Raw genomic sequence first — 25,997 nt, forward strand, 5'->3', positions numbered from 1 at the left:
ATTAGTTAGTTTGAGAAAAGAGTCGTTTTAAGTCCTTCGCGATTTCGTCTAAGCTGTCTTCGGCTTGCGGATACAGACCGAGTTTATCAAGAAAGGCATGTTCCATCCCGCGGTAGTGGAGATAACGAGTCTTGACGCCAGCGCGTGCGAGCTTTTTCGCATACGCTTCCCCTTCAAGACGTAAGTAATCAAACTCTCCCGTAATGACGAGTGCCTCTGGTAGATCGTCGAGCGTCGCGAACAACGGTGAAATCCGTCGATCCTTCGAATCACTCGCTTGGACATACCATTGCTCGAGGACACCTTCTTCATCTTGAAGCGACAAAATGATCCGTTCGAGTAACTGCGGTTCCGTTTGTCGGTCATACGCTTCAAGCGTCCAGTCATATTCCGAATTCGGATGTTCCCCGACATTGACGACCGGATAATACAAGACTTGATAGCGGATATACGGCGTCGGACGCTCGCGGTCGAGCAAACAACAGACCGTCGCTAAGTTTCCACCGGCACTATCGCCGGCGACCGCGATTGCGCCTGGATCAATCCCAAGTCGGTCAGCGTGTTCGACTGCCCAATCGATCGATGCATGACAATCCTCAAGTCCTGTCGGAAACGGATGCTCCGGAGCCAATCGATAGCCGACCGACAAGACAGCGACGTTCCCTTTATCGGCTAATGCCTTACATGGATTCTCGACCGTCTCGAGCGTGCCCCCGAAAAAACCACCGCCATGGAAATAGACGACGAGCGGGAGCGGACGCGCCGCTTCCGGACGATACAGCCGTGCTTCGATCGTGGTACCGGGTCTTGGGATCGCGAGGATATCCGTCGCAATCTGTCGGGTCGTCACGTCTTCGTTGTCCCAGCCCATGCCGGCACGTGCCAGTTCAACTGGCGACGCCTCTTCTGGAATCGAGACCGATGGACGCTGCGTGAGGACGACCTCACGGACACGCGGATCGAGTGTTCCCGGAGTCGAGACGTCAGGAATTGGCTTATCGACGATTTCGAGTCCATCTTGATGAATGGATGAACGATTTCGTAACGTCCGCAGTAAATCTTGCATCGATGCAGTAGACAATTGGATCGCTTCCTTTCTAGTCAAACCGCTATCGAAAGCGCTTTCGATAGCGGTTAAAAAAATTTCGAATGCCTCTTTTTAAAAAAAGAGACCGCTTACATCACAATATACCTGTCTTTAACAGCAGAAGCAAATGTTTCACCTAAAAAAATCAGCGCAGTCGCCTGCGCTGATCCTCATCGTAATTGTTCTTGGGAAACGATCGTAAAGCCATCGATGACCGTGTCTTCCTCGACCTCGATCAATAGGCATCGTTTCCCTTGATAGTTGACTTGTTTGACGTACTTCAAGTCTTGCGGACTAATCGCGATATTTGCGACCTTCGTATTGATTTTAATCGATTTCGCTTCATAGTTCGGGACGATGTTACTTGCCTTCATCTCGTATGTTGGATCGTCAACGACCGTCTTGAATGCCCGTTCGACTTGTTCCGTGCTGACATCTTCGACACCACTTGCCTTGAGCACACGCTCGACCTCCTGAACGTCGAGCATTGGCACTTCTTCCTCATCCTGATCCTCTTCGACGACGATCAACTGATTGATGTTTTCATAGACACCGGCTAACGTCTTCGTATCCATTGATTCACCGACGACCGATTTGACGATTTCCTCGAAGATCGCTTTATCCTCATCTGCCGTGACGATCGGTTGACCGTTCAAGACATTTTCAAGGAACCCGAAATCCGGTTTATTCGGCTTACCTGCCGCATACAAGACATGATTGACGTCTGCTGCATTGTCGGTGAAGGTCGGGAAGAGGAATCCAGCAATCGGCGACGCCAGTTTGATGACCGGATTGATGAATAAGTTCGACTTGAATTCGCGTTCGACAAAATCAAAGACGAGTGATTGTTTCGGTAACTCCGTCAAGTTAAGGCTGCCGAGGATAAACGGTGTCGTATAGACATCGTCATTCGGATCGATCTCTGTCTCGTCCGCTTGGCGCTTCGTCGTTTTATAGTATTGTCCGCGAATGAACGTGACGACGAGGTCATTCTCGTACTGAACGTCTTGGACCATCTTCAACGCCATCGTCTGCATCTGTTCGACCCAGTCCTCCGGCTCTTCCGCATACAGTCCTTCATAAAGGAGCTGTTGTGTATGACCCGTCTCTCCTTCTTCCGGATGCGTGAACTTGACCTCGAACAGCTTGACGTCGAGTTTTCCACCTAATACTTTCTTGAAGTTCGCGAGGAACAGCTCCTGTTGTTCCGGATCAAGCAATGGAAACGGTCGGGCTTCCTCATGATAGATTTCGCTCGTCTCTTTTCGGATATAGACGTTGTAGATTTCATGGATTTTTAGTAAATCGGCATCCATCTTGAAGTGACGACGGATGTCGGCGATGTCTTTTTTATTCATGCATACCAGCTCCTCGAATCATTAAAATCCTGCTTCCTGAAAAGCGTACCATATGCGAGATGACCCGACATCTTTTAGAAAATCAATGCGCACGGAACGAATACGCGCGTGTAACAGGATTAACGATCTCATATTCATATTCCTGGTGGGCAGCGCGAGCTTGCGCGATACAATTTTCTAGTTCTTTTGTGTTGAAATAACGTTGTGCTTCCGTCAACGTGCCACTTACCACTAAAAAGATACCGCACACGATTAACCATCCCCTAATTCGTTCGTTCATTATGTAGTCCCCTTTCTTCTCCACCTAAATCCTAACATCAGACCCTTCAATATAATGACAAAAGTTTAATTTTAATAACATTTACACGATATTCATTTTCTCCTAAATAAGTGATGCCATACTAAAAATTGTGAAGGGTGTCTTCACATCATCTCGTCTCATACATAGGAGGAATGACACGTGTTCAAAGCCATCAAGTCCATCGTCATCACTACGCTCGTCTGCCTGACCGCTTTCCAATTCGATACGACGTCTGTTTCCGCATTACCGTCGGGTATCTCGTCGAAAGCGACGGCCCAGTCTCAACTCGATGCCTTAACTGTTAAAACAGAAGGCAGCATGACCGGTTATTCGCGTGATTTGTTCCCGCACTGGAGCAGTCAAGGAGGCGGCTGTGATACACGACAAGTCGTCTTAAAACGTGACGCTGATTCATATGTCGGATCGTGCCCCGTTACATCTGGTTCTTGGTATAGTTACTATGACGGACTGACATTCACGAATCCGTCTGACCTCGACATCGATCATGTCGTACCGCTTGCGGAAGCATGGCGCTCAGGAGCAAGCAGCTGGACGACAACGACTCGTCAAGCATTCGCAAACGATTTAACAGGTCCGCAATTGATCGCTGTCTCTGCAAGCTCGAACCGTTCAAAAGGGGATCAGGATCCGTCGACATGGAAGCCGACACGTGCAGGGGCGAGTTGTGCCTACTCGAAGATGTGGATCAATACGAAGAGTCGTTGGAACCTCAGCTTACAGTCGAGTGAGAAAACAGCTCTACAAACGATGTTGAATACATGTACATACTAAAAAGGAGTCGATTCGATGGAAACGAAAACCTCTACCTTTACCGCCACACATGGTGTCATGACGCAAGAAGTCGGTGTCATCAGCGGTGAACTCGAACTCCGGACGACCTGTCAGGAGGATGGAACGTTGGAACTGAAGATTGCTTATGTCGGGGCGATAGACGTCTATACGTTACCTGGCAGTTATCGTGTCCACGACGTCCGGGATCATGACGTCATCCATCAGATGCTCGTCAATATACTAGAGCGAACATAATGAAAAACAGACGCTGTCCAAGTTAATGGACGGCGTCTGTTTTCGTTCTGCATATTCAAAATCAGATTATCATTATTTACTAAAGATGTGTTTTATCTGACGTTCTATCCAGTATAGTGAAAACAACGTCATTATCCTTTCGGGAGGAATACTTCATGCGAAACGTTTTGATCCCAACCGGCGTCATCTTAAGTGGTGCAGGTCTCTATATGGCACTAGAAAGTCACGTGCCTGCGTTACTCGTTACGGGTATCATCATGCTGTTTGGTTTCGGTATTGGTATCATCACAAAAGAAAAGTCGGAGTAATCTATAGGTACAGTCAGGGGGATAACTATGATTCAACAATTCATCAAGGAACAACAGTCACACGCTACTATTGGCGGGTTTATCGCTAAGTCTGTCAATCCGATCTTCGCCCACGTCAATCCATCGCGTTTACAAGACAACGATCTTGTACTATTGATTCAAGCTGATCAATCGATTGTTGTCTCTTTTGCTAATTCACAAGATCAATCAGATTGGACGCCACTATCACGAGAGCAGATTCATCAATCGAAAAGTCTACTCGCACCTAAGACATGCTACTTTAAGATTACGCACGGTGAATATGGCGGAACCTATTTGATTTCACCAGATTTGATTGTGAATGATCAATTCAAGAGTGAGAAAGATTATTTAGAAGTTCTAACATCAACAACGAATAAGTGACTCATAAATGTTTTATCAAGACGATTTCGTCTTTAATCGGAACTCCCTTTTCATTGTACATCGGGATTTCAGGTTTTATTTTGCGTGCAAGTTCTACAGCATTCGGAATCACCTGCGATACTGTATATCCTCGATGTTGATAGAAACGTATCGCATGCTCATTGTCATTCGTCGTAACGAGTGTCAGCAAGTCGTATTTTTGCTGTGCTGCTTTTTCCTCTACGACTTGCATCAATCGTGAGCCGATTCCTTTGCCTTCTTCAAGACTATCCAGCGAAATGATTTCGCACGTCTGTGAAGTCATATGATAGGTGATCAGTCCAATAATTTCATGATCATCGTTCGTGGTATAAAATCCGTCTAAGAGACTACAATCATGAACGCCTGTCGACGTTATCATTTGCGAACTACCCCAGTGCTTGGTAAAAAAGGCTTTAACCTGACTACGTGTTTCCTCTTCAATGACCTGAATAATCATTATGTCCTCCATTCATTTTTAATGTTTATTCTATGTAACGATTCCAAGTTAAATATTCATCTAAGTCTTTCCACGTTAATAGCGTATATGGTGTGCCCACCTCTAATTTTATAGAGACATTTTCTGCTATCACTTTTATACGTTTAGCTGGATCGTCTCTTTTTCCTGCAGGATAAACAGCTACTTTATCAAATAATAACTCTCCATCTGCTTGCATTTCTGTCCTGAAATCTAACTGATCGATTTGATCTTTTGAAGGAATTTCTTTCCCTATCCAATCACATATTTCAAAAAGAGGATATCGATCCTTCGTCCATTGTTCAATGATTTCGATAACCTTAAGAATCATGAAATCACCTGATGGTAACTGATAACTGATCGCATCACCGGTCTTTAAATTTGTTTCAGCTATGAATCTCTTTGGTATTTTTTTAGCTTGTGGCTGCGGAGAGTTAAGTTTCTCCTTCAGTTTATAAAGGATGACTTCCCGTTTCTTTTTCAATTTAGGATCTTCTTCCCAACGATCAAGGTCAACACCACTATCAATGATACGCAATGCCTCAGTTTTCACTTCATTTTGAAGTCTTCCTAACTTCCATTGTATTAAGGCAAATGATAACCAAAAAGCTGTAATTTCTTCATCGTCTATCTCATCTAGGTATTCTTCAATAACAACTTTCGTTGCTTCTCCATTCGTAAAGTTGTCGCCTAATAAATCCTTATATCTAAAACTAATATCTTCTGCTATGTCATCAGAAAATATCGCTACTCTCCAAGCTCCCATATATTTTGTACTTACATGATTTCTAATATCCGTGCTACTAGTTCTCATTTATAAAAGTATAGGTTCACAAAAAGAAGCGTCAAAGACACTGAATGTGTTTTGGCGCTTCAAAAAAATCACATCTATATTTTCACTTATAATATAGCTCTCTATACCAAATTGAAATGAAGCCTTTTATTTATCACGATAAATTATATGAGTTTCTACACGTCCTCGTATATGTTTATTGTTATTAGAAAACTCCAGTTTATCTACAGTGTCAAATCCTCTTCTCACTGCACTCGACAGACTAGCCACTAAAGTTTTATCTAAATTCTCTTGTAAACTGTATAAATTGAGTTCGTCTATCATTCGAGTGATAATCATTAAAATAAAAGAAATACCCCTAGGAATAAATACTGAAGTTAATTCTCTTGAACGTGGACAAAATCTTTCTCTAGCGGAACCGTCTGGATTGCCGCCTAGTGTTACTTCAATCACGTTTAATGGTTCTCCTTCTATCCACCCATGTATAGCTTTAAGAATCGATTTTAAATCACTCTCATTTAACAAATTATCTCTAGTTTTTCCAACTGAAGTTAAGGCAGACTTATAACCTTTTTGTAATAACTCGTCAAGTGATTCAAAATCTTCAATTAACCAAGAAAATGTCCAATCAATCCAATCTTTGATTGAAATTGGTAGATTACCTACTTGATTAGTTAATCTTAAATGCAAACGTTCTAATAAGCTCAATGAGAGACCACTTTGAGCTGAAATTTTAACACTTGCTTTGTGATATTCATTTTTAATCACATTTTGAATTTCTCTTTTCAATCCCTGAACTTTTTGTTCGTAATCTTTTTCATAATGATGTTTCATTGCTAAAAATTTCCCATAAGATTCTGAAAAAAACTCTTTCTCTATCGATTTTTCAACTTCAAGATCCAATGAAACAAATCTGTTTACAACATATTTGACATCTCTATTATTTAGCTCACCCTCAGAAATCCGATCAAGTATAATTTCTAATGGATCGCTTATCGTAACACATTGATCATTTTCAGGTAGAATCGACAATAATTTTTTCTGCAGTTCTCCACTGACACTATCATTAGTTGAGAAAGTCATAACAGGTTCAGATATTAATAACACTACACCATTTGCTAAGTGACCTGCTCGTCCTGCTCTTGCTGCTGCATTTAAAAGTTCATGCGTTTCAAGATTTTCACGCCTTTGATCATTTCCAATACGTTTATCACCAGCTAATATCGCAAAATTAGCTGGAAGATTTAAACCTTGAGCTAGCGTCGGTGTAGCCACTATAACACTTGAACCATTTTCTCTACGAAAAAGACTTTCAGCTAACATTCGTTCTATTCGAAGCATAGATGCGTGATGCGGAACTGCACTTATTTTTTCTTTTTTAAAAATAGCATGTTTCTGATCGCCTAGTTCCAAAGCTAAACTGTTCCATAATTTATTTTCTTGATCATTAAACTCAATTGGATTTTCAAATAGTTCAGAAATTTTTTTCGAAGTACTTACTGCATCATCTCTTCTATTAACAAATACAATTGTTTTTAAATTTGCTTTTGTTGCCCTTAAGGCAATATGTGCTGCTACTTGATTAACATTCGGATTTATCCAAATCTTATTCCAGGAATTATGAGTTAGTCTCCCACTAAGTTGAATGGGTTCATTTAATATTTTTGTAATCGCGAATGAGTTATTATGCAACCAATTATTCTGTAAACCCCAAATTGCATATGGAACAGCTTTTAATTCTTTAGATGCAAGCGTTCGTAACGATTTGGCTTTTTTACGAACTTGAATATCAATCTTATTTTGTATTTTAAAAGATTGTTCCTGAATCGCTTTGATTTCTTGTTCACGATAAACTACCACGCCTCTAGCTTGACGACTTGGTTTCCAAAGTAAATTTATAGATATACAAGGTCTTTTGGTTAAATTTTCAATCCATTCCGCGAACTCTTCTCCGTTTTTTAACATTGCTGACAAAAACAACATATCAGCTTCAGGTACTACCTTATGAAAAGTTAATATGCATAACATTCCGTCTAATGATCTTCCAATTTCACTTGACTGAGGACTCAGGAGATGACATTCGTCAAAAACTAATAATCCAACTTGTGAAAAAGACTCTGGATTAAAAGACAACATTGCAAGGCACCTTTCGGGTGTCATTACTTCTATTTCTTTAAAATAGGAATCATCAACAAATAAAGAATCGTAATCATCGGATATATTCAATCCAAATTCATGTTTCGGGAATATTTCTTGTAAATCTTCTGTTACTTGTTCCACTAAAGCATGAGTTGGAACTAAAAAAATCACTTTTTTACCTTCAGCTAACGTAGCCGCTATTTTTAATGTACTGACAGTTGTTTTACCTGCACCAGTCGGTAAAACCAATACTGAAGAATATCCTATTTGATAAAACTGCTTATTTATAGCCTCGCGGTGATTTGGCCAAAGAAAAGGCGTACTATTAGCTCTCCAACTAATCCATTTTTCCCAGAAAGATTCATCTATTCCATCAGGCGGAGGAATTTTGGTTAAAGCAGCATACTCTAAAGAATCTGACACAAGTAATAACAACGAAGCTAAGTGGCTCGGACCAGCATATGTCGTCAAAATTGAAATACTTTGATGATTTGTTTTTTTTGACGAAAGAGTTATTACATGCTGAAAAGCTTCTTTTGAAGTTTTATATTTTCCTGATAATGCATCGGACGGAGATAATGACATTATTTCACAACTAAGTAATTCAATTCCTTCTACAATAATAGCCGATAATGCCCGAAGCGCATTATCTTGAATGTCGCCATATTCTGTTGACTCGCTCCTCCATTCATTAGAGCGATTGATTATATGATTTAATCTTCCAGTAACTAAATCTTTTATATGCAAACCAAGGATTTTTATTTCTTTTGGTCCTTTAGGATCCAATATAAATTTTTCAGCTTCAAAAGCATCAGCATATTGTTCTGCTGCTAAAAATAAAATAGCAGCAGATACAGATGGATAAACTTTATCTCGACTAAGCGGATAATATTCCTCAAATTCTGAGATTGTTTTTTTACTTCTTGCTAAAATAAGTCTTGCTGTTCCTGATACAAAAGCAGAAGACTTTCTAAGCTTGGAATCTTCATGTATCGATGCAACAGTCTCATAGACGTCTGCTATACGCTCAAGTGGCCACTCCTTACTCAATACTACACTTTCCACTATTTCTTGACCTTGTAATCGTAAAGAAACAAGTTCGGCGTAATGCTGAGTTAATAATTTTGGAAGTAAAGAAGAATCTAAGTTATCTAGGCTTGGTGCTTCTTGTAACAATTTTGACGTTTGTGCATCAAACATGATCTTTTTCACCTGCCTCAAAATCATTTAAATTATTAATTACTAATTCGCTTAACTCGTGAAACCATGCTCTTAACTCACCATTCACAACAAACGTTGCTCCAATTCTTTGATTTTGCTCAATATTTTCTAACTTTTCGTACCCTTTAAACAATTTTGTCCGATTTTCAATTGTACATAAACTAGAATCAACAGTTAAAGCTGCTCTATAGCTTCTAAATTCCTTATCATGTACTTTTTCAGCTGCTAAAACTGCTTTAGTTCCTCTCAAACCGCTTAATTTAATTAATGCAACTGCATTCGCTAATAAATCGGAAGCACGTCTATTTTCATGATGCTCAGAGAAAGCTTCCAAAACTTTATCTCTAAATGTATCTCTTGGATTTTGTGTACATTTATCCTCACAAATTACTGTTTGTACTACAACATTTTTTTCAGGATCCATGCGTATAATCAATCCATCAAGACCTTGAGTAGTAGAACTAATATGAGGATCTTTCAAATAGGTGTATTCATCTGCTTCTTGGTTCGATACAATCCATGAAATACACTCAAAGAGAAATCCATCACGATGATATCTTGACACTTCTCTTTTTTTTTCAGTTTCTCCATTAATCATCAATTGATTTCGAGCTTCCTCATAGTAATGAGCTCTAGATTGAACTGGTACTATTACACCTGCTTCTTTTAAAATTTCTGATGCATGTTCAACTTGTCCCATAGTAATTAATGCAATTGCTTTAGATAATTCATTAATATTATCTACTAACCACTGATTGCCTGTAATATTATCATCAACTTCTACTATCTGTGATTCAATTATCGACATTTAATAACCACCTATTAAAATTTTTTAGATAATTAATAGTGCCTAATTATAATTAAAAAGATATATTTACTTTATAAAATAATTTATTTTAAATAAAATAAACGAATAATAAAAAATTAACAATATAATATTTAAATTCATTACTTATGATACGGTTCATTCCGATTAATCCGGTACGCCCGATAAATCTGTTCACAGAGAATCATCTTCATCAATTGATGCGGGAATGTCATCTTTGAAAACGAAATCGTATCGTTCGCACGCTGCATTACTTCTGGTGCAAGACCGAGTGATCCGCCGATGACGAAAGCAATCTTGCTCTTGCCGTATGTCGCAAGTTGATCGAGTTCTTTTGCGAACTGTTCGCTCGTCCGTTGTTTTCCTTCGATAGCAAGTGCGAGGACATGAACGTCCGGTCCAATCTTCGCTAAAATCCGCTCGCCCTCTTTTTTCTTCACTTGCGCCATCTCCGCTTCACTCAATTGCTCCGGTGCCTTTTCGTCGGCGACCTCGATTTCTTGGATCGAACAGTAGGCGCCGAGACGCTTCGTATATTCGGCGATACCTTGCTTCAAATACTTCTCTTTTAGCTTTCCGACCGTAATGATGGTAATTTGCATCTTATTTCTCGCTTTCTGACAGAAAATTCAGGAGTTATCCACAGAGTTATCCACAAATCCACATGTTGATATTTATTTTTTGCTTGACACAAGATATGTTGCCGGTGCGTCACAGTATTCACAAGTGATGTTTTTTTCTGGATTTAGCTGATCGAGAATCGGGTATTGTTCTGTTTCATCCACGATTTCGTCAAGCGCGAGCTCGACATGTTCTAAACAAACGTACTTATCCACAGGTAGTCTCCTCCTTTCACTTATCCACATTTATCCGCTTCCAGTATAACAAATATCGACCTTCCTGACCGGAAAAGCCGCAGGTTTCCTCACTCAAAAAAACCATCCACAGGTCGGACCTGTGGATGGTTTTTCAGATTATGCTTTACTGAACAGTTGGTGACTGAGCCGACAATTTCACATCTGCTGTCTGTTTTTCACCGCCACGGTAGAACGTGACTTTGACCGTTTCGCCAACTTTTGCATCCCGGTAGAGAACACTTTTTAAATCAGCGAACGATGCAATCGCTTTTCCGTTGATTTCGACGATGACATCGTTTGCCTTCATACCCGCTTTTTCGGCTCCGCTGTTACGTGTCAGACCGACGACGACGATTCCTTTCGTGACATCATTCGGTAATTTCAGACGATCTTCGCGGTATCCGCTTGGGAATTCCTGCACGTCGCGAATCTGAATCCCGAGCTGTGGACGAACGACTTCGCCGTTTTGCTCAAGATCACGCATGATTGGTAACGCTTCGTTGATTGGAATCGCAAATCCGACTCCTTCAACACTTGCTTCTGCAATCTTCATCGAGTTAATCCCGATCAATTGACCAGCTGTGTTGATGAGCGCTCCACCGGAGTTCCCCGGGTTGATCGCTGCATCGGTTTGAATGACTTCTGTATTAAAGTCTTGCTGTCCATCCTTATTCGTATCGACTGGAACCGTCCGTTCCTGCGCACTGATGACACCGCGTGTGACAGAGTTCGCAAAGATCCCGAGCGGGTTCCCGATCGCAAGCACCGTTTCACCGGCACGTAACGTATCCGAATCCCCCAGTTTTGCGACTTGTGTCACTTTCGATGAATCAATCGAGAGGACCGCTAAATCGTACGTCGGATCTTCTCCGAGGACTTTTGCCTCGAGTGCTGTTCCGTCGGATAACGTCACAGACAAGCGGCTCGCGCCTTCAACGACGTGGTAGTTCGTAACGACGTAGGCTTTATTGCCGTCTTTTTTATAGATGACGCCGGACCCTGCACCCGTTTCCTGATCGGTTCCTTGGAACGAGCTCTGAAGGTTCGTCACGCTCACGACGGCTTCCTTCGTCTTACCGACCGCACCGACGATGTCGGCTTCATCCTCTGTCGTCTGTGTCGCAGTCTGTTCCGCTGTCGTCGACGAAACCGGAGTCGGACTCGTCATCTCATCGCGGACGAACGGCCACGCGACGAGGGCGATCAACAAGGCTCCGACGATTCCGCCGATCAGACCGACGAAAAAGGCTTTTCCGGCACCACGACGACGCGGTGGTTCTGGTTGTTCTTCATATGGTTCACGATAAGGGCTGACCGGTTCGCTCGTTGCCGGTTGACGGGGCGGGAAGCCGCTCTCATCGGATGACTGTTCGTATCGTTCGGATTCGTTCCGTGGTTCTTCGGGTCGATCCATCGACATACGCCTCCTTTATGACTCTCTTTACACAAGTATACCCCCATCACGTGGCAAGTGAGCCAAATGTGGGGGTCTTTTGAGCATATTCAGTAATTTCCCATAATCAAAGCTTCAGGAGCGGTGTCGGAATGACCGGATCCGTGTCGAGAAGCTGAATCTTACTCAGATCGACGTCACGGCTCGCGAGCGTCTGGGAGACGCTCATCCGGGCGAGTTCCTTCATGTTGTTGTCCTTGCTCAAGTGGGCCATGTGGATCCGTTTCGTCCGGTCATCAAGGACCTCGCTCATCGCGATCGCGGCGTCCTCGTTCGAGACGTGTCCGTAATCCCCGAGGATCCGTCGTTTGACGCTCCACGGATAATGTCCCATCTGGAGCATGCCGATATCATGGTTCGCTTCGAAGATATAAGCATCAGCGCCCCGAATGACACCTTTCATTCGGTCCGAGACGTATCCGGTATCCGTGATGTGCGCCAATCGTTTTCCTTCGTGTGCGAACTGGAAGAACATCGGATCGGCTGCATCGTGACTGACGTTGAATGATTCGACTTCGATGTCACCGAACTGCTTGACCTCTCCGACTTCCCAGAGGAACTTCAGCGCCGGATCAATCTTACCGATCTTCGCTTCCATCGCTGCCCACGTCTTTTCATTCGCATAGAGCGGGATATTGTACTTCCGTGCCATGATGCCGACGCCTTTGATATGGTCGGAGTGTTCATGGGTGACGAACAGACCATCGATGCCATGCGGCGACCGATCGATCTGGTCGAACAAGGCGAGCATCGCCTTGCCGGTCAGTCCCGCGTCGACGAGCAAGCGGGTCTGTTCACTTTCGATATAGAGGGCGTTCCCCGTCGAGCCACTGGCCATGACGCTGTAGTGTAGGCTCATCGTGCATTCCTCATTTCTCTGAGACTGTATCCAATCGTTCGACGGTCTGGACACCGCCGTCAATCGCATTGACGAAGTAGACTTCCTCGTTGTCGAGCTCGATTTGCCACGTCGGCGGCAGAATTTGGACGGATTCCGTGCCTTCCGTGACGAGACAGAAATAACCGAGCTTGTGACTCGTCAACCGCTTCGATGCCGGGAACAAGCCTTGCTCCGACAACTGGACGATTGCTTCACTTGCCGATAACAACGTCACGTCCTGTGCTTGCCGGACGACCTTGTTCAAGTGGCGTTGTTTGTAGCTGACGATTTCCTTCGCATCGTTGAGCTGCAAGACGAGCAGGGACGGTCCGATCATCGCATCGTCCTCACGCGACTGCTGTGGTGTCGAATAGAGCGGCTGTCCCTTATACGTCTGAACGAATGTCATCTCCTGATACTTACTATCATACTTCCAAAATGTATATTCGGCACCATACCGAACGGACGCTTGAACGAACGATGAAGCGGAATCCCGCATCGTCTTCGTTTCGAGTCGATACGGTTTCGTCAACCGGACCGACCACTCGACATCGTTCTTGACGGAAGCGACCGCATCACGAATCGGTGAACTCGCGAGTGGCGCTAGCGTTCGCGCATCGACTTCGGCTGTCAAATAGCCGATGTCCCGCGTGACCGGTTGCAGTTTCTTCTCGTCGATTTGACGATCCTTCAAGATCGATTTCCCGGTCGCACTCGTCGCGACGATCCGCGGTTCGACCATCCGGTCCATCAATTGAATGGCAAGGTAGACGTTAAGGATCAGAAAGGTCAGCATCAATAAGGTCTTCGCTTTACTCCAGTCCATTCATCCTCACCCCTCATTCCCGACAGCTTGATTGATCGATTGCCAGACACCGTCGATTTTAATGAACCACGTCGGCTCAAAGACGGCATAGCGGCTCGTTGAAATCTTATACGTCATCTCATATCCAATCCGGATTCCACTGATCTCTTTTAAGAGATCAGCACGGCTCAGACGTTCGAGAACCGTTTCAACGGCTGGCACCGTCTCTTCCCGAAGGATCAGTTTCCGCTTCGCTCGGAGCATGCTACGGCTGAGCGACCGGACTTGATTTTCCTCATACATGATCTTCAGTGTCGCGAGATCGAACTTCGTCTGTTCGAGTAGCGGACCACTCTCTCCGAACACCGGATACCGGTTCAAGTACAATCGGAACGTCGCCGTCTGTTCCTCACTCTTTTTACTCATCTGATCAAAGTAATACCGGAAGCCACTGCGTTGGGTATCTTGATCGAGCCAGCCCCCATGAATGTTGACATAGCTGACGAGCGTGCTGTAATCGACAGTTGAGCTTTGGGTGTTCGGAGATAATGTATTGAAACGATAGACATTGTAGTTTCGATCATACGTCGAAACGCTGACACCGTCCGTCAAGACGTCGAGATCATCCCGACTCTTGATTTGCTGGACGTTCGAGTTCTCGGCAAAAAAGGCACTCCGGATGCGGTCGAGTGGTTTCGGCGATTGTCCGACCTCGTCATAGACGAAGACTTGCTCTAGTCGCGTCGTACCGCTCGCGACATACGTGTAATCGCCACCTTTGAGTTCGACGCGTGTCATCGGTTTTTTCTTATCATGCGCGAACAGTCGCTTCAGAACCGTCTCATCGCCGACGAGCTTGAAGTCCTTCAGGCGACCGGTCGCCGACTCGAGACGGAGGATCGGTCCATCATAATCGAGTAAATAGAGCCGTTTGATCGGTTCCGAGAAGGCGATTTGTTTTTCTCCGAGTAACTCTTCAAGAATCGTCGCACTGATCGGTGTCGGGAAAATCATCTCGACACTCCGGTCACCGACCGGGATGTTATTCGCTTTATCCGTCAAGACGAGGACACCGATGTTAAACGACGCACCGATTCGGTTAAGGAAGGTCCGACCGATGATTTGTGTCTGATAGATCCCTTCCTGATCCGAATAGACGAGTAGTTCCGGGTTAATCAGTTGGTTGCTTTCAATCGTCTTTGAGGCATCGATCTCGTTGAACGAGACCTGTTCCCGCTCGATTGATTCACTGCTTGGATGATAGGTCCAGAGCATCGCTGTCTGAGCGATCGAACCGGCGACGAGCAGGACGAGTAACAGCGAACTCCAGTGTTGTTTGTTCATCCGGCATCCACCTCTTCGATCACCTCATACGGAAGCGTGAAGTAAATCGTCGTGCCGCGTCCCCATTCACTTTCTGCCCAGATGTCGCCACCATGTGCTGAAACGACGTCTTTTGCGATCGACAGACCAAGACCGGTGCCACCGATTTTACGGGCACGGGCTTTATCGACACGGTAGAAGCGTTCAAAGATTTTTTGGAGATTTGCTTTCGGGATTCCGACACCTTCATCCTTGATGCTGATGACGATTCGTTTTGCCCGGAGCATCGTCCGGACGGTGATCGTGCCGCCTTCCGGTGAGTACTTGATCGCGTTCGTCAGGATGTTGTCTGCGACCTGGATCAGTTTATCCTGATCCCCACGGATGTAGACTTTCCGCTTCATGATCTTACGACGGAAACGAATCCGTTCTGGTTTCGTCATGTCATGGCGATCGAGAATCTCATTCAAGAATTGAATGTAATCGAAGCGGACCTTATTCATTTTGTATTCCTTACTGTCCATCTTCGACAGTTGTAAGAGATCGGTGACGAGGCGGATCATCCGCTCCGTCTCGTTTTGTGTCGTCTCAAGGAAACGCGGGGCGAGTTCCTCGTCCTGATACGCGCCTTCTGCTAAGGCTTCAAGATAGCTGCGCATCGTCGTCAGCGGTGTCCGGAGCTCATGACTAACGTTTGCGACGAATTCGCGACGATCCTGTTCGACTTGCTCCTGTTCCGTGACGTCATGCAGGACGACGATCATCCCGGTAATCGGACCACTGTGTTTCTTGACGGGCGAGAAGAATGCCCGGACGAGGAATAGTTCGTCCTCACTACTGAAATCAAGCAGACGCGGTGGCATCGTGCCGTCTTCCGGAATCATGAAATCGTCACCGAGCGCTAATAAGTCCTTCAAGTTCGTTCCGACGACGCTCGCATCGTCCGCACCGACGATATCCTTCGCTTGATCGTTCATCAAGATGACGCGCAGCGTCCGGTCCGTCGCGATGACACCGTCGGTCATATTCTCAAGGACACTCGTCAACTTCCGCCGTTCAGCTTCCGTCGTCGCGTTCGCTTCGAGTAACTCATCCGTCAGTTCGTTGAATGACCGAGCGAGCTGACCGATCTCATCGTCCGAATAGACCTTAACCTTCCGCGAGAAATTCCCGCGTCGCATCTCGATCGCTTGACGCCGCATATCGGAAATCGGGCGCGTGATCGTCCGCGACAGCAAGACACCAAGAATCGATGTGATGACGAGAGCGATGACCGTTCCAGTTGCAAGAATCCGTGTGACCTGTTGCATTTGCGAATAGATTGACTCCATCGAGGCGCGAACATAGATCATGCCTGTCGTGACGCCGTCTCGTTCCGAGGTGACCGGTACCGCAAAGATCCGGATCTTATCCTCTGATTCCGGATCAAGCACGGTGTCTGTCCGGGTCGAGCTTGTTGCCTGTGCTTTTTTAATCAATGAATTCGTCGCCCGTTGTCCGACCGCCGACTGGTTCTCGTTATCCGATGTCGCCTGGATGATCGAGTCCTGGTCAATGATTTGAACTTCGAGGATGTCGTTCCTTGAGGTGGAGCCATTACTAAACTCAGACAGCAGTTGCCCTAGTGATTGGGACAACTGCCGCTTGGAGGCGTCATCATCGCCTGTTTTATCGAATTCCTTCCCGACGTTATAGGCGACAAGGCCTGCTCGGTCCTCGACCGACTTCGAGAAGTTCGTAATGTACTGCTTTTCAAGGGAACGAACGAAATAGACGCCAATGACCTGCATCGCCACTAAAATCAATAAGGCATAGATGACGACGAGTTTCCATTGGATGGATTTAAAGAAGTTCGTTCCTTTTAACATCGTTATTCATTCTCCCCGTCTTGGAGATAATAGCCGACACCACGACGCGTCATGATGTAAACCGGCGTACTTGGGTTGTCTTCGACTTTTTCACGGAGACGACGTACTGTCACGTCGACCGTCCGGACGTCACCAAAGTAGTCATAGCCCCAGACCGTTTGCAACAAATGCTCACGTGTCATGACTTGACCGATGTTTTTCGCGAGGTAGTGCAACAATTCGAACTCACGCTGCGTCAACTCGATCTTTTGATCCTTACGTGTCACGGTATGTGAATTCGTATCGATATACAGTTCTCCAACTTTGAGTGGACCTGGTCCAATCGGTTGTGGTGTAGCTTCTGGACTCGTGTTGCGGAGGTGGACTTTCACGCGGGCAAGTAACTCGCGCGAGCTGAATGGCTTCGTCACGTAATCGTTCGCGCCAAGCTCAAGACCAAGCACCGTATCAATCTCAGAATCCTTCGCTGTCAACATGATGATCGGAATCTTCGACGTCTTCCGGACTTCCCGGCAGACTTCCATCCCGTCCATTAATGGGAGCATGATGTCGAGTAACATCAAATCCGGTTTGAACTCCTCGAATTTTTCTAATGCCTCCACGCCGTCGTTTGCGATCGCGACCTGGTAGCCTTCTTTTTCTAATTTAAACTTGAGTATATCTGCAATCGGTAACTCGTCATCGACGACTAGAATTTTGCGTTCCGTCACTGGGTGTGCCCCCTTAAAAATTTCTATTCAATCTATTTTACCTGTTTTTTCGGCATATAGAAAGGTGGCGACGGAAACTCCCGGCGCCACTCTCTCTGCTGTTCGTTGTCTCACGGGAGAGGTTCCACGTGAAACACTGTATTTAGTATACCTGTTTTTGCTTCCGTTTGTGAACCATTTCGCACAAAAAACAGCCTCTTGCGGGAGGCAAGAGGCTGTTTAGACTTATGCTTCTTCGTAAAGATCACGCAAGACGACTGTCTGTTCACGACCCGGTCCGACCGAGAACGTGACGAGCGAGATCCCTGTGAGATCCGCAATCCGCTTAACGTAGTTCTGTGCGTTCAACGGTAGATCTTCAAAGCGACGGACCCCTGTGATATCCTCTTTCCAGCCTGGAAGTTCTTCGTAAACTGGAACACATGCTTCGAGATCACGGAAGCTTGCTGGATACTCATCGATCTGTTTACCGTTGAATTCGTACGATGTACAGATCTTCAACGTGTCGAGGCCTGTCAAAACGTCGATCGAGTTGAGCGAAAGATCCGTCAACCCACTTGTACGGCGCGAGTGGCGAACGACGACAGAGTCGAACCAACCAACACGACGCGGACGTCCTGTTGTCGTCCCGTATTCACGACCGACTTCACGGATCTGATGACCGATGTCATCGAACAATTCCGTTGGGAACGGACCATCACCGACACGTGACGTGTACGCTTTACAAACACCGACGACGTGGTCAATCCGAGCTGGACCGACACCGACACCTGATGCGACACCGCCAGCAGATGCGTTCGACGATGTAACGAACGGGTACGTTCCGTGGTCAAGGTCGAGTAAGACACCTTGTGCGCCTTCGAACAACACTTTTTCGCCGTGGTCGAGGCTATCGTTGACGACGACGGATGTATCGCAGACGTATTTCGCAAATTCTTGTCCATACGCATAGTACTCTTCGAAGATATCGTCGAACGCGATTGGTTCAGCGTCATACATCTTCGTGAACATGCGGTTCTTTTGATCGAGAACGATCTTCAACTTCTCAGCGAACGTTTCTTTGTCGAGTAGGTCTGCCATCCGGATACCGATGCGAGCGGCTTTATCCATGTAGCACGGTCCGATTCCTTTTAGCGTCGTTCCGACTTTTGCGTCGCCCTTCGCTTCTTCTTCTAACTGATCCTGCAACTGATGATACGGCAAGATGACATGCGCCCGATTCGAAATTAACAAGTTATCCGTTGAAACACCACGATCGTGTAGATACTTCAATTCCTTGACGAGTGATTTCGGGTTAACGACGAGACCGTTCCCGATGACACATTTCTTATCCGAGTAAAAAATACCTGATGGGATCAAGTGCAATTTGTACGTCTCATTATTGAATACGATCGTATGTCCTGCATTGTCTCCACCTTGATAACGTGCCACGACATCGGCTTGTTTCGAAAGAAAATCGGTAATTTTCCCTTTTCCTTCGTCGCCCCACTGTGTTCCGACTACTACTACTGATGACATCTTATCATCCACCTCCACGTACGATTCAAAACCACGACTAAGTGTAACGCGATAAAAAACAGAAGTCAACCAAATACCGAACAATTAATTGTTACAATTCTCTTTCGTTCGTTTAATTATCGTTTTTGGTGAATAAACTGAGAATCTTTAGGTGAAAATAAAAAAAGCTACGTTTTGTCTCCGATTAATCGAAGACAAAACGTAGCTTAGATTAAGCTGGTGGCGCGTACGAGTTGCTTGGCTCGAGATCCACGAACTTGTTGAATTCTTTCCGGAAGGCAAGTTTGACGGTACCGGTTGGACCATTCCGCTGTTTCGCGATAATGATCTCAATCGTATTCGCATCTTCCGTTTCTTTGTTGTAATAATCGTCACGATACAAGAAGGCGACGATATCGGCATCTTGCTCGATCGCTCCCGATTCTCGGATATCCGACATCATCGGTCGCTTATCTTGACGACTCTCAACACCACGAGAGAGCTGAGATAAGGCGATGACCGGGACTTCGAGTTCCCGCGCGAGCGATTTCAAGGAACGGGAAATTTCCGAAACCTCTTGTTGGCGGTTGTCGCTGGAGCGACCATTCCCTTGAATCAGCTGCAAGTAATCGATCATGATCATTCCAAGACCATGCTCCTGCTTCAAACGACGGCACTTTGCCCGGATGTCGTTGACCCGAATACCCGGTGTATCGTCGATGTAGATACCGGCTTGAGACAGATTACTCATTGCAAGTGATAACTTGCCCCAGTCCTCTTCCTCGAGTTGACCGGTCCGCAGACGCTGCGCATCGACGTTTCCTTCGGCACAGAGCATCCGCATGACAAGCTGTTCGGCACCCATCTCAAGACTAAAGATGGCGACGTTCTCGTCAGCACGTGTCGCGACGTTTTGCGAGATGTTCAAGGCAAACGCCGTCTTCCCGACCGATGGACGTGCTGCAACGATGATTAAATCGTTGCGCTGGAACCCAGCCGTCATCTTATCGAGATCCTGGAAACCCGTCGGAATCCCCGTCGTCTCACCGCTTTGCTTATGCAATTTATCAATCGTTGCATAGGCACTCGTCAAAACGTCCGAAATCGGAATGAAGCTCGCGCTTCCTTTTCCTTGCGATACTTCGAGAATCTTCCGTTCTGCTTCATTCAGCAGGACATCGACTTCATTTTGCCGTTCATATCCGTCAGTGACGATTTCGCCTGCTGTCCGAATGAGACGCCGAAGCGTCGACTTCTGGTCAACGACGTTGACGTAATAATTGATATTTGCTGCAGTTGGTACACCTTCAGCTAGTTCCGCTAGATACGGTAGACCACCGATCTCATCTAAGATCCCAAGCGTGCTGAGCTCGGCTGTCACCGTGACGAGGTCGATCGCTTCGCCTCGGTCGGACAACACGAGCATCGCTTCAAAGATCCGTTGGTGAGAGGCACGGTAAAAGTCCTGCGGTAACAAACGTTCCGATGCACTGATCAAACGATCCGCATCAATCATGATCGCCCCTAGGACGGCTTGTTCTGCCTCGATACTTTGGGGAGGCATATTTTGCATGACTTCACTCATCACCGGTCCCCTTTTCTACTCACGCCTCTTTGACCTGAACGTTCAGCGTCGCTGTCACTTCGTTGTGTAACTTCAATGGAACTTTCGTAAAGCCGAGTGCCTTGATTGGGTGCTCGAGCTCGATTTTGCGTTTATCGATCTTGTAACCCATGCTCTTGAGTGCTTCCGCGATCTGTTTGCTTGTGACCGAACCGAAGACACGACCGCCTTCACCAGCTTTTGTCGAGACGACGATCGTCTCTTTTTCGATTTTCTCTTTTAATGCTTGCGCATCAAGCAAGTTCTGTTTTGCTTCTTCTGCCGCTTTACGTTCGTGTGCTTCATGTTGCTTCAAGTTTCCAGTTGTCGCAGGGCGCGCCAACTTTTTCTTGAAGAGTACGTTATTTGCATAAGCATCTGCCACGTCTTTGACGTCTCCTGCTTTACCTTGTCCTTTTACATCCTGTAAGAAAATAACCTTCATTCTGATTCCTCTCCTTTTGTCTCATCTTCTAGATATCGATCGATCGCTTTGCGCAATGCATCGGCAACCGTGATGACCGATTCTGACATCTGCGTCGCCGCATTCGTCAAGTGACCACCGCCACCGAGCGTCTCCATGATCAACTGGACGTTGACCTCTCCGAGCGAACGGGCGCTGATCGCCGTCCGTCCATCTTGCAGTTCCGCGATGACGAAGGCGGCACGGATGCCTTGAAGCGACAACAATTGATCGGCCGCTTGTGCAATCAAGACTTGATCGTGAATGACACCAGGTTCCGCTGTCGCAATCGCCATCCCTTTCGTATAGACCTCGGACCGCTCGAGGATATGTGACTGCTCAACGTACGTTTCAAGATCCTGACTGAGGAACTCTTGCACGAGCACCGTGTCAGCTCCTTGTGAACGTAAGTAAGATGCAGCATCGAACGTCCGCGAGCCGGTCCGAAGGGCAAATCCTTTCGTATCGACAATGATTCCGGCGAGTAACGCCGTCGCTTCAAGCATCGATAGCTTCTGATTCGTCGGCTGGTACTCGATCAGCTCAGTCACGAGTTCTGATGTCGAAGAAGCATACGGCTCGAGATAAACGAGAACCGCATCTTCGATGAAATCCTCACCGCGCCGGTGATGATCGATGACGACCATATGCTCGAATCGATCGAGTAACGTCGGTACGACGACAAGTGACGGCTTATGTGTATCGACGACGACGAGTAACGTCTGATCGTCAATTAATTGATCCGCTTGAAACGCATTGACGAACCGGGTCTCGAGTTGTGGTACTTCAGCGATTTCGTCCATCATCCGGCGAATCCCACGACCGATTTCTTCTGGTGGTAAGACGATATGCGCTTCCTTATCGTTCATTTCCGCAAGCTTCAAAATGCCGATTGCTGATCCGAGTGCATCCATATCCGGGTTCTTATGACCCATGATTAGGACACGACTTGATTCCTGCATCAAGTCACGAAGCGAGTTGGCAATGACCCGTGCCCGGACGCGCGTCCGTTTTTCCGTCGGATTCGTCTTTCCGCCATAAAAGCGGACTTTTCCGTCGCGTTTGATGACGACTTGGTCGCCTCCCCGTCCTAGTGCGAGATCGAGACTCGACTGAGCCATCTGACCAAGCGAAGGAATCGGATCACTGCCGCAACCAATTCCGATTGATAACGTCAACTGGACGCCTCGTTGACTCGTCTCTTCGCGCACGATATCAAGAATCGTGAACTTCGATCGTTCAAGAATCCGTAGATTCTCTTCTGTCGTGACGATGAAGTACCGATCGGACGCCGTCCGTTTGATATACGTTCCGTGTTCAGCTGCCCAGTGATTCAATAGTTGAGTAACCCGACTGTTCAGCTCACTACGTAACTGATCTTCGATACCTTGTGTCATCTCATCGTAGTTATCGAGATAAATGACACCGATGACCGTCTGATTGTCGACGAGTTGCTGTTCGACTTGCGCTTCTTCCGTCATATCGAACAGATAAAACGTCCGGTTCTCATGATTTGAAAAGACGCGATACACGGCATCACCGATTTCAAGCGTCGCTTGGTCCTCGTTCGTCGCGACCATCTCGATGAATAAAGGATCGAGCTCATTGAGCGTCTGTCCCATCGCTACATCATCAAAGATGTCCCGCATCGGATCATTGAACCAGGTGACGAGGGTTTCCTCATCGTATAGTAAGATCCCGATTGGCATGTTCGTCAACGCGTCTTGCCCCGTTTCTTCGACTTGCATCGAAATCCCGGCGACATACGTCTCCCACGCCCTGCGTGCACGACGTTCTTCGTATAGATGCAATCCGAAGAGGAGGGCAGTCACGACGGCTCCGATAGCGGAGATGATCGGTTCACGTACAGCGACGACGAGAAGCAGACCGACGATTAATAGATACGGAATGAAGCGAACGATGCGTCGTTCTCGTTCCGGTGATACTTGTTGACCTGACTCCATCGTGTCCTCCTTATATGCTCTGTTGGGTTCATTTAAATTTTTAGTAACTTGTTTATTATAACCGAAAAGCAGGAGGGGATGAAAGGGAAGCGAAAAAAAGCACCATCCTCACGCATGAGGATGGTGCTACGAAATCAGTCAGCCACGTATGGGATTAAAGCCATTTGACGTGCGCGTTTGATTGCGATTGTAAGTGGACGTTGGTATTTCGCTGAAGTACCAGTCACACGACGTGGAAGAATCTTACCGCGTTCCGAAATGAAACGTTTGAGAAGTTCTACGTCTTTATAATCGATATGAGTGATGTGGTTCGACGTGAAGTAACATACTTTACGACGACGTTTTCCACCTGGACGACGTGCCATGTGATTAACCTCCTTTTAAGTTAAATTTTTCAGGACGATTTCCTTAGAACGGAAGATCGTCATCTGAAAGGTCGATCGAACTACCACCGCTGAACGGATCAGCGCCGAAGCCCGAATTCGATGAAGCGGGTGCTGGCGAGGAAGAGTTGTTCTGCTGTTGCTGTGAACCCCATCCTGCAGCATTCCCGTTTCCACCAGTAGATGAAGCGTAGCCTTCGCTACCATCCGAAGAACGGCTCGCGTTACGTGACTCAAGGAAGCGGACGCTATCAGCGACGACTTCCGCACGATAACGGCGTTGCCCTTCTTTATCGTCGTAGCTGCTAATCTGGAGGCGACCCTCTACACCAGCAAGACTACCTTTCTTCAAATACTGAGCAACGTTCTCTGCTTGCTTGCGCCAAACGACGCAATCGATGAAATCAGCTTCTCGCTTCCCATCTTGCCCTGTGAAAGGACGGTCACATGCGAGTGTGAATCGCGTTACCGCAATCCCGCTCTGCGTATAACGCATTTCCGGGTCACGAGTTAACCGACCGACTAAAACGACGCGGTTAATCATCAGAATCACTCTCCTGTTTCAGCTTATTTCTCGTCTTTTGTGATCATTAAGCGAACGATATCGTCACTGATCTTCATGAGACGGTCAAGTTCTTTTGTAGCTGCTGGTTCAGCAGAAACGTTAAGAAGAACGTAGAACCCTTCACGCATATCATTGATTTCGTAAGCGAAACGACGTTTACCCATTTCAGTTGTTTTATCAACTGTACCACCGTTATCAGTGAGGACTTTGTTGAAACGCTCCACTGTTGCTTTGCGTGCTTCCTCATCAAGTTCCGGACGGATGATGTAAAGTACTTCGTATTTACGCATATCTGTCACCTCCTCTTGGACTGGCGGCTCGAATGTTCGAGCAAGGAGCAATAATTCATTACTCACATTCGTTAATACTACCAAAGTATTTTGCTTTATGCAATAACGATTCGTTTTCGATTAGACGTTGAAGCGGAATGTGACGACATCGCCGTCTTGGAAGACATATTCCTTACCTTCTGAACGGTAACGTCCTTGTTCCTTAACGGTCGTCATGTTGCCTGCAGCTGCTAAATCTTCATATGCGACGACTTCTGCACGGATGAATCCGCGTTCGAAGTCCGAGTGGATGACACCCGCACATTGTGGAGCTTTCATCCCTTTTTTGAACGTCCAAGCGCGTACTTCTTTTTCACCTGCTGTGAAGTATGTCGCAAGACCAAGCGTGCTGTACGCCGCATGGATCAATTGATCCAGACCTGACTCTTCGATTCCGAGATCAACGAGGAACTCTTGACGTTCTTCCGGCTCAAGCTCCGCAATCTCTTCTTCGATCCGGGCACAGATAACGATGACTTCTGCACCCTCTTTAGCTGCGAACTCACGAACAAGACGCACGTTCTCATTGCTGTCTGCATCTGCAACTTCATCTTCGCCGACGTTCGCGACGTAAAGCATCGGTTTCATCGTCAACAATTGGAAGTGCTTAACGATTGCTGCTTGATCTTCGTTCAATTCAGCGAGACGTGCCGGTTTCTCGTCTTCGAGTAATGCCAACACGATTTCAAGTGCTTCAAGTTCAGCCGCTGCGTTTTTATCGCGTGACTTGACTTGTTTTTGGACACGCTGGATCCGCTTTTCGACCTGCTCGAGGTCAGCGAGGATCAATTCGAGGTTGATCGTCTCGATGTCATCAATTGGTGATACTTTTCCTGAAACGTGTGTGATGTTTTCATCAATGAAACAACGAACGACCTGACAGATCGCATCCACTTCACGAATGTTTGCGAGGAATTTATTTCCGAGCCCTTCCCCTTTAGATGCCCCTTTCACGATACCTGCGATATCCGTGAATTCAAATGCTGTCGGGATCGTCTTTTTCGGGTTGACGAGTTCCGTCAATTTTCGAAGACGTGCATCTGGTACTTCAACGACACCGACGTTCGGGTCGATCGTTGCGAACGGGTAGTTCGCTGCCTCGACACCTGCTTGTGTGATGGCGTTAAAAAGTGTTGATTTTCCTACGTTTGGTAAGCCAACGATTCCTGCTGTTAATCCCACTTGGAATTCCTCCTTTTCGGTATTTCCTAGGAAATCCGTGCTAGCGGCCGCAGTGGGTAGAATGATTACACCACGTCAGCACATCTTTCACAATTATAGATAGTTCAATTTTTTTAAGCAAGGAGCTCGATCGTCTT

27 protein-coding genes are annotated in these 25,997 nt (G+C 46.1%); 4 read left to right on the forward strand and 23 right to left on the reverse strand.

Annotation, left to right across the window (positions count from 1 at the left end):
• Position 1: 1 nt before the first annotated feature.
• The 3 genes from ESP131_RS02015 to ESP131_RS02025 form a co-directional block, all read right to left on the reverse strand.
• Entirely contained in the window at positions 2-1,066 is a 1,065-nt protein-coding gene (locus ESP131_RS02015; protein WP_069941009.1) for an alpha/beta hydrolase, read from the reverse strand.
• A 191-nt stretch (positions 1,067-1,257) separates the two neighbouring features.
• Entirely contained in the window at positions 1,258-2,445 is a 1,188-nt protein-coding gene (locus ESP131_RS02020; protein ID WP_069940118.1) for a DUF4317 domain-containing protein, read from the reverse strand.
• Positions 2,446-2,527: 82 nt separating this feature from the next.
• A complete protein-coding gene (locus ESP131_RS02025; protein ID WP_069940119.1) occupies positions 2,528-2,725 on the reverse strand; it encodes a hypothetical protein in 198 nt (65 codons plus the stop codon).
• A gap of 192 nt (positions 2,726-2,917) precedes the next feature.
• On the opposite strand from ESP131_RS02025, the gene ESP131_RS02030 reads away from it, so the two are divergent.
• The 4 genes from ESP131_RS02030 (at position 2,918) to ESP131_RS02040 (ending at position 4,503) form a co-directional block, all read left to right on the forward strand.
• Positions 2,918-3,538, forward strand: a complete 621-nt coding sequence (locus tag ESP131_RS02030; protein ID WP_029343013.1) for an HNH endonuclease family protein — start codon at positions 2,918-2,920, stop codon at positions 3,536-3,538.
• A gap of 15 nt (positions 3,539-3,553) precedes the next feature.
• On the forward strand, positions 3,554-3,793 hold the full coding sequence (locus tag ESP131_RS02035; protein WP_047394930.1) for a hypothetical protein: 240 nt from the start codon (positions 3,554-3,556) through the stop codon (positions 3,791-3,793).
• 155 nt (positions 3,794-3,948) lie between these two features.
• Positions 3,949-4,101 carry a hypothetical protein gene (locus ESP131_RS16600; RefSeq protein ID WP_156772477.1) on the forward strand — a complete coding sequence of 51 codons (153 nt, stop codon included), beginning with the start codon at positions 3,949-3,951 and terminating at the stop codon, positions 4,099-4,101.
• Between the two features lie 27 nt (positions 4,102-4,128).
• Positions 4,129-4,503: a hypothetical protein gene (locus tag ESP131_RS02040; RefSeq protein ID WP_069940120.1), complete on the forward strand. Its 375-nt coding sequence runs from the start codon at positions 4,129-4,131 to the stop codon at positions 4,501-4,503.
• A 1-nt stretch (position 4,504) separates the two neighbouring features.
• Here the strand turns inward: ESP131_RS02040 and ESP131_RS02045 are convergent, their stop codons facing one another.
• The 20 genes from ESP131_RS02045 to ychF all read right to left on the reverse strand — a co-directional run bounded on the left by ESP131_RS02045 (position 4,505) and on the right by ychF (position 25,860).
• Positions 4,505-4,981 carry a GNAT family N-acetyltransferase gene (locus tag ESP131_RS02045; RefSeq protein ID WP_069940121.1) on the reverse strand — a complete coding sequence of 159 codons (477 nt, stop codon included), beginning with the start codon at positions 4,979-4,981 and terminating at the stop codon, positions 4,505-4,507.
• A gap of 25 nt (positions 4,982-5,006) precedes the next feature.
• Complete coding sequence (locus ESP131_RS02050) at positions 5,007-5,765, reverse strand: hypothetical protein (protein WP_069940122.1); 759 nt, start codon at positions 5,763-5,765, stop codon at positions 5,007-5,009.
• 174 nt (positions 5,766-5,939) lie between these two features.
• Positions 5,940-9,131, reverse strand: coding sequence for a DEAD/DEAH box helicase (locus ESP131_RS02055; RefSeq protein WP_069940123.1), 3,192 nt, complete (start codon positions 9,129-9,131; stop codon positions 5,940-5,942).
• The gene (locus ESP131_RS02060) at positions 9,124-9,960 is read right to left on the reverse strand and encodes a hypothetical protein (protein WP_069940124.1); all 837 of its coding nucleotides are present in this window, start codon (positions 9,958-9,960) and stop codon (positions 9,124-9,126) included. The genes ESP131_RS02055 and ESP131_RS02060 overlap by 8 nt, the downstream gene beginning before the upstream one ends.
• Before the next feature lie 140 nt (positions 9,961-10,100).
• The gene (rlmH, locus tag ESP131_RS02065; RefSeq protein ID WP_023469837.1) at positions 10,101-10,580 is read right to left on the reverse strand and encodes a 23S rRNA (pseudouridine(1915)-N(3))-methyltransferase RlmH; all 480 of its coding nucleotides are present in this window, start codon (positions 10,578-10,580) and stop codon (positions 10,101-10,103) included.
• A 72-nt stretch (positions 10,581-10,652) separates the two neighbouring features.
• Positions 10,653-10,814 carry a CxxH/CxxC protein gene (locus ESP131_RS02070; protein WP_023469838.1) on the reverse strand — a complete coding sequence of 54 codons (162 nt, stop codon included), beginning with the start codon at positions 10,812-10,814 and terminating at the stop codon, positions 10,653-10,655.
• A 145-nt stretch (positions 10,815-10,959) separates the two neighbouring features.
• The gene (locus ESP131_RS02075) at positions 10,960-12,249 is read right to left on the reverse strand and encodes a S1C family serine protease (protein ID WP_023469839.1); all 1,290 of its coding nucleotides are present in this window, start codon (positions 12,247-12,249) and stop codon (positions 10,960-10,962) included.
• Between the two features lie 106 nt (positions 12,250-12,355).
• Complete coding sequence (locus ESP131_RS02080) at positions 12,356-13,147, reverse strand: MBL fold metallo-hydrolase (RefSeq protein WP_023469840.1); 792 nt, start codon at positions 13,145-13,147, stop codon at positions 12,356-12,358.
• A gap of 10 nt (positions 13,148-13,157) precedes the next feature.
• The gene (locus ESP131_RS02085) at positions 13,158-13,994 is read right to left on the reverse strand and encodes a two-component system regulatory protein YycI (protein ID WP_058265606.1); all 837 of its coding nucleotides are present in this window, start codon (positions 13,992-13,994) and stop codon (positions 13,158-13,160) included.
• Positions 13,995-14,000: 6 nt separating this feature from the next.
• Positions 14,001-15,317 carry a two-component system activity regulator YycH gene (gene yycH, locus ESP131_RS02090; protein WP_069940125.1) on the reverse strand — a complete coding sequence of 439 codons (1,317 nt, stop codon included), beginning with the start codon at positions 15,315-15,317 and terminating at the stop codon, positions 14,001-14,003.
• A complete protein-coding gene (gene walK / locus ESP131_RS02095) occupies positions 15,314-17,164 on the reverse strand; it encodes a cell wall metabolism sensor histidine kinase WalK (protein WP_029343019.1) in 1,851 nt (616 codons plus the stop codon). Before walK ends, yycH begins: the two co-directional genes overlap by 4 nt.
• 2 nt (positions 17,165-17,166) lie before the next feature.
• Positions 17,167-17,874, reverse strand: a complete 708-nt coding sequence (gene yycF, locus ESP131_RS02100; RefSeq protein WP_069940126.1) for a response regulator YycF — start codon at positions 17,872-17,874, stop codon at positions 17,167-17,169.
• 225 nt (positions 17,875-18,099) lie between these two features.
• Entirely contained in the window at positions 18,100-19,392 is a 1,293-nt protein-coding gene (locus ESP131_RS02105; protein ID WP_029343020.1) for an adenylosuccinate synthase, read from the reverse strand.
• Between the two features lie 211 nt (positions 19,393-19,603).
• Positions 19,604-20,956, reverse strand: a complete 1,353-nt coding sequence (dnaB, locus tag ESP131_RS02110) for a replicative DNA helicase (protein ID WP_023469846.1) — start codon at positions 20,954-20,956, stop codon at positions 19,604-19,606.
• A gap of 19 nt (positions 20,957-20,975) precedes the next feature.
• Positions 20,976-21,419: a 50S ribosomal protein L9 gene (gene rplI / locus ESP131_RS02115; protein ID WP_023469847.1), complete on the reverse strand. Its 444-nt coding sequence runs from the start codon at positions 21,417-21,419 to the stop codon at positions 20,976-20,978.
• A complete protein-coding gene (locus ESP131_RS02120) occupies positions 21,416-23,401 on the reverse strand; it encodes a DHH family phosphoesterase (protein ID WP_029343021.1) in 1,986 nt (661 codons plus the stop codon). The genes rplI and ESP131_RS02120 overlap by 4 nt, the downstream gene beginning before the upstream one ends.
• A 134-nt stretch (positions 23,402-23,535) precedes the next feature.
• The gene (rpsR, locus tag ESP131_RS02125; protein WP_023469849.1) at positions 23,536-23,766 is read right to left on the reverse strand and encodes a 30S ribosomal protein S18; all 231 of its coding nucleotides are present in this window, start codon (positions 23,764-23,766) and stop codon (positions 23,536-23,538) included.
• Positions 23,767-23,809: 43 nt separating this feature from the next.
• On the reverse strand, positions 23,810-24,328 hold the full coding sequence (gene ssb / locus ESP131_RS02130; protein WP_023469850.1) for a single-stranded DNA-binding protein: 519 nt from the start codon (positions 24,326-24,328) through the stop codon (positions 23,810-23,812).
• 23 nt (positions 24,329-24,351) lie between these two features.
• Positions 24,352-24,639: a 30S ribosomal protein S6 gene (gene rpsF, locus ESP131_RS02135; RefSeq protein ID WP_023469851.1), complete on the reverse strand. Its 288-nt coding sequence runs from the start codon at positions 24,637-24,639 to the stop codon at positions 24,352-24,354.
• A 120-nt stretch (positions 24,640-24,759) separates the two neighbouring features.
• Positions 24,760-25,860 (reverse strand): redox-regulated ATPase YchF, encoded by a 1,101-nt coding sequence (gene ychF, locus ESP131_RS02140; protein ID WP_029343022.1) that lies wholly within the window; start codon positions 25,858-25,860, stop codon positions 24,760-24,762.
• Positions 25,861-25,997 lie beyond the last annotated feature (137 nt).

The sequence above is a fragment of the Exiguobacterium sp. U13-1 genome, assembly GCF_001750115.1.
GTDB lineage: Bacteria > Bacillota > Bacilli > Exiguobacteriales > Exiguobacteriaceae > Exiguobacterium_A > Exiguobacterium_A acetylicum.

Excerpts from the sequence above, each read along its gene's own strand:
- ESP131_RS02020 (WP_069940118.1), bottom strand. The coding sequence starts at position 2,445 with ATGAATAAAAAAGACATCGCCGACATCCGTCGTCACTTCAAGATGGAT.
- rpsR (WP_023469849.1), bottom strand. The coding sequence starts at position 23,766 with ATGGCACGTCGTCCAGGTGGAAAACGTCGTCGTAAAGTATGTTACTTC.
- rplI (WP_023469847.1), bottom strand. The coding sequence starts at position 21,419 with ATGAAGGTTATTTTCTTACAGGATGTAAAAGGACAAGGTAAAGCAGGA.
- ESP131_RS02085 (WP_058265606.1), bottom strand. The coding sequence starts at position 13,994 with ATGGACTGGAGTAAAGCGAAGACCTTATTGATGCTGACCTTTCTGATC.
- walK (WP_029343019.1), bottom strand. The coding sequence starts at position 17,164 with ATGTTAAAAGGAACGAACTTCTTTAAATCCATCCAATGGAAACTCGTC.
- ESP131_RS02075 (WP_023469839.1), bottom strand. The coding sequence starts at position 12,249 with ATGGATCGACCCGAAGAACCACGGAACGAATCCGAACGATACGAACAG.
- ESP131_RS02060 (WP_069940124.1), bottom strand. The coding sequence starts at position 9,960 with ATGTCGATAATTGAATCACAGATAGTAGAAGTTGATGATAATATTACA.
- ESP131_RS16600 (WP_156772477.1), top strand. The coding sequence starts at position 3,949 with ATGCGAAACGTTTTGATCCCAACCGGCGTCATCTTAAGTGGTGCAGGT.
- ESP131_RS02120 (WP_029343021.1), bottom strand. The coding sequence starts at position 23,401 with ATGGAGTCAGGTCAACAAGTATCACCGGAACGAGAACGACGCATCGTT.
- dnaB (WP_023469846.1), bottom strand. The coding sequence starts at position 20,956 with ATGAGTGAAGTCATGCAAAATATGCCTCCCCAAAGTATCGAGGCAGAA.
- yycH (WP_069940125.1), bottom strand. The coding sequence starts at position 15,317 with ATGAACAAACAACACTGGAGTTCGCTGTTACTCGTCCTGCTCGTCGCC.
- ESP131_RS02050 (WP_069940122.1), bottom strand. The coding sequence starts at position 5,765 with ATGGGAGCTTGGAGAGTAGCGATATTTTCTGATGACATAGCAGAAGAT.
- rpsF (WP_023469851.1), bottom strand. The coding sequence starts at position 24,639 with ATGCGTAAATACGAAGTACTTTACATCATCCGTCCGGAACTTGATGAG.
- ESP131_RS02035 (WP_047394930.1), top strand. The coding sequence starts at position 3,554 with ATGGAAACGAAAACCTCTACCTTTACCGCCACACATGGTGTCATGACG.
- ssb (WP_023469850.1), bottom strand. The coding sequence starts at position 24,328 with ATGATTAACCGCGTCGTTTTAGTCGGTCGGTTAACTCGTGACCCGGAA.
- rlmH (WP_023469837.1), bottom strand. The coding sequence starts at position 10,580 with ATGCAAATTACCATCATTACGGTCGGAAAGCTAAAAGAGAAGTATTTG.
- ESP131_RS02080 (WP_023469840.1), bottom strand. The coding sequence starts at position 13,147 with ATGAGCCTACACTACAGCGTCATGGCCAGTGGCTCGACGGGGAACGCC.
- ESP131_RS02105 (WP_029343020.1), bottom strand. The coding sequence starts at position 19,392 with ATGTCATCAGTAGTAGTAGTCGGAACACAGTGGGGCGACGAAGGAAAA.
- ESP131_RS02045 (WP_069940121.1), bottom strand. The coding sequence starts at position 4,981 with ATGATTATTCAGGTCATTGAAGAGGAAACACGTAGTCAGGTTAAAGCC.
- ESP131_RS02015 (WP_069941009.1), bottom strand. The coding sequence starts at position 1,066 with ATGCAAGATTTACTGCGGACGTTACGAAATCGTTCATCCATTCATCAA.
- ESP131_RS02055 (WP_069940123.1), bottom strand. The coding sequence starts at position 9,131 with ATGTTTGATGCACAAACGTCAAAATTGTTACAAGAAGCACCAAGCCTA.
- ESP131_RS02025 (WP_069940119.1), bottom strand. The coding sequence starts at position 2,725 with ATGAACGAACGAATTAGGGGATGGTTAATCGTGTGCGGTATCTTTTTA.
- ESP131_RS02040 (WP_069940120.1), top strand. The coding sequence starts at position 4,129 with ATGATTCAACAATTCATCAAGGAACAACAGTCACACGCTACTATTGGC.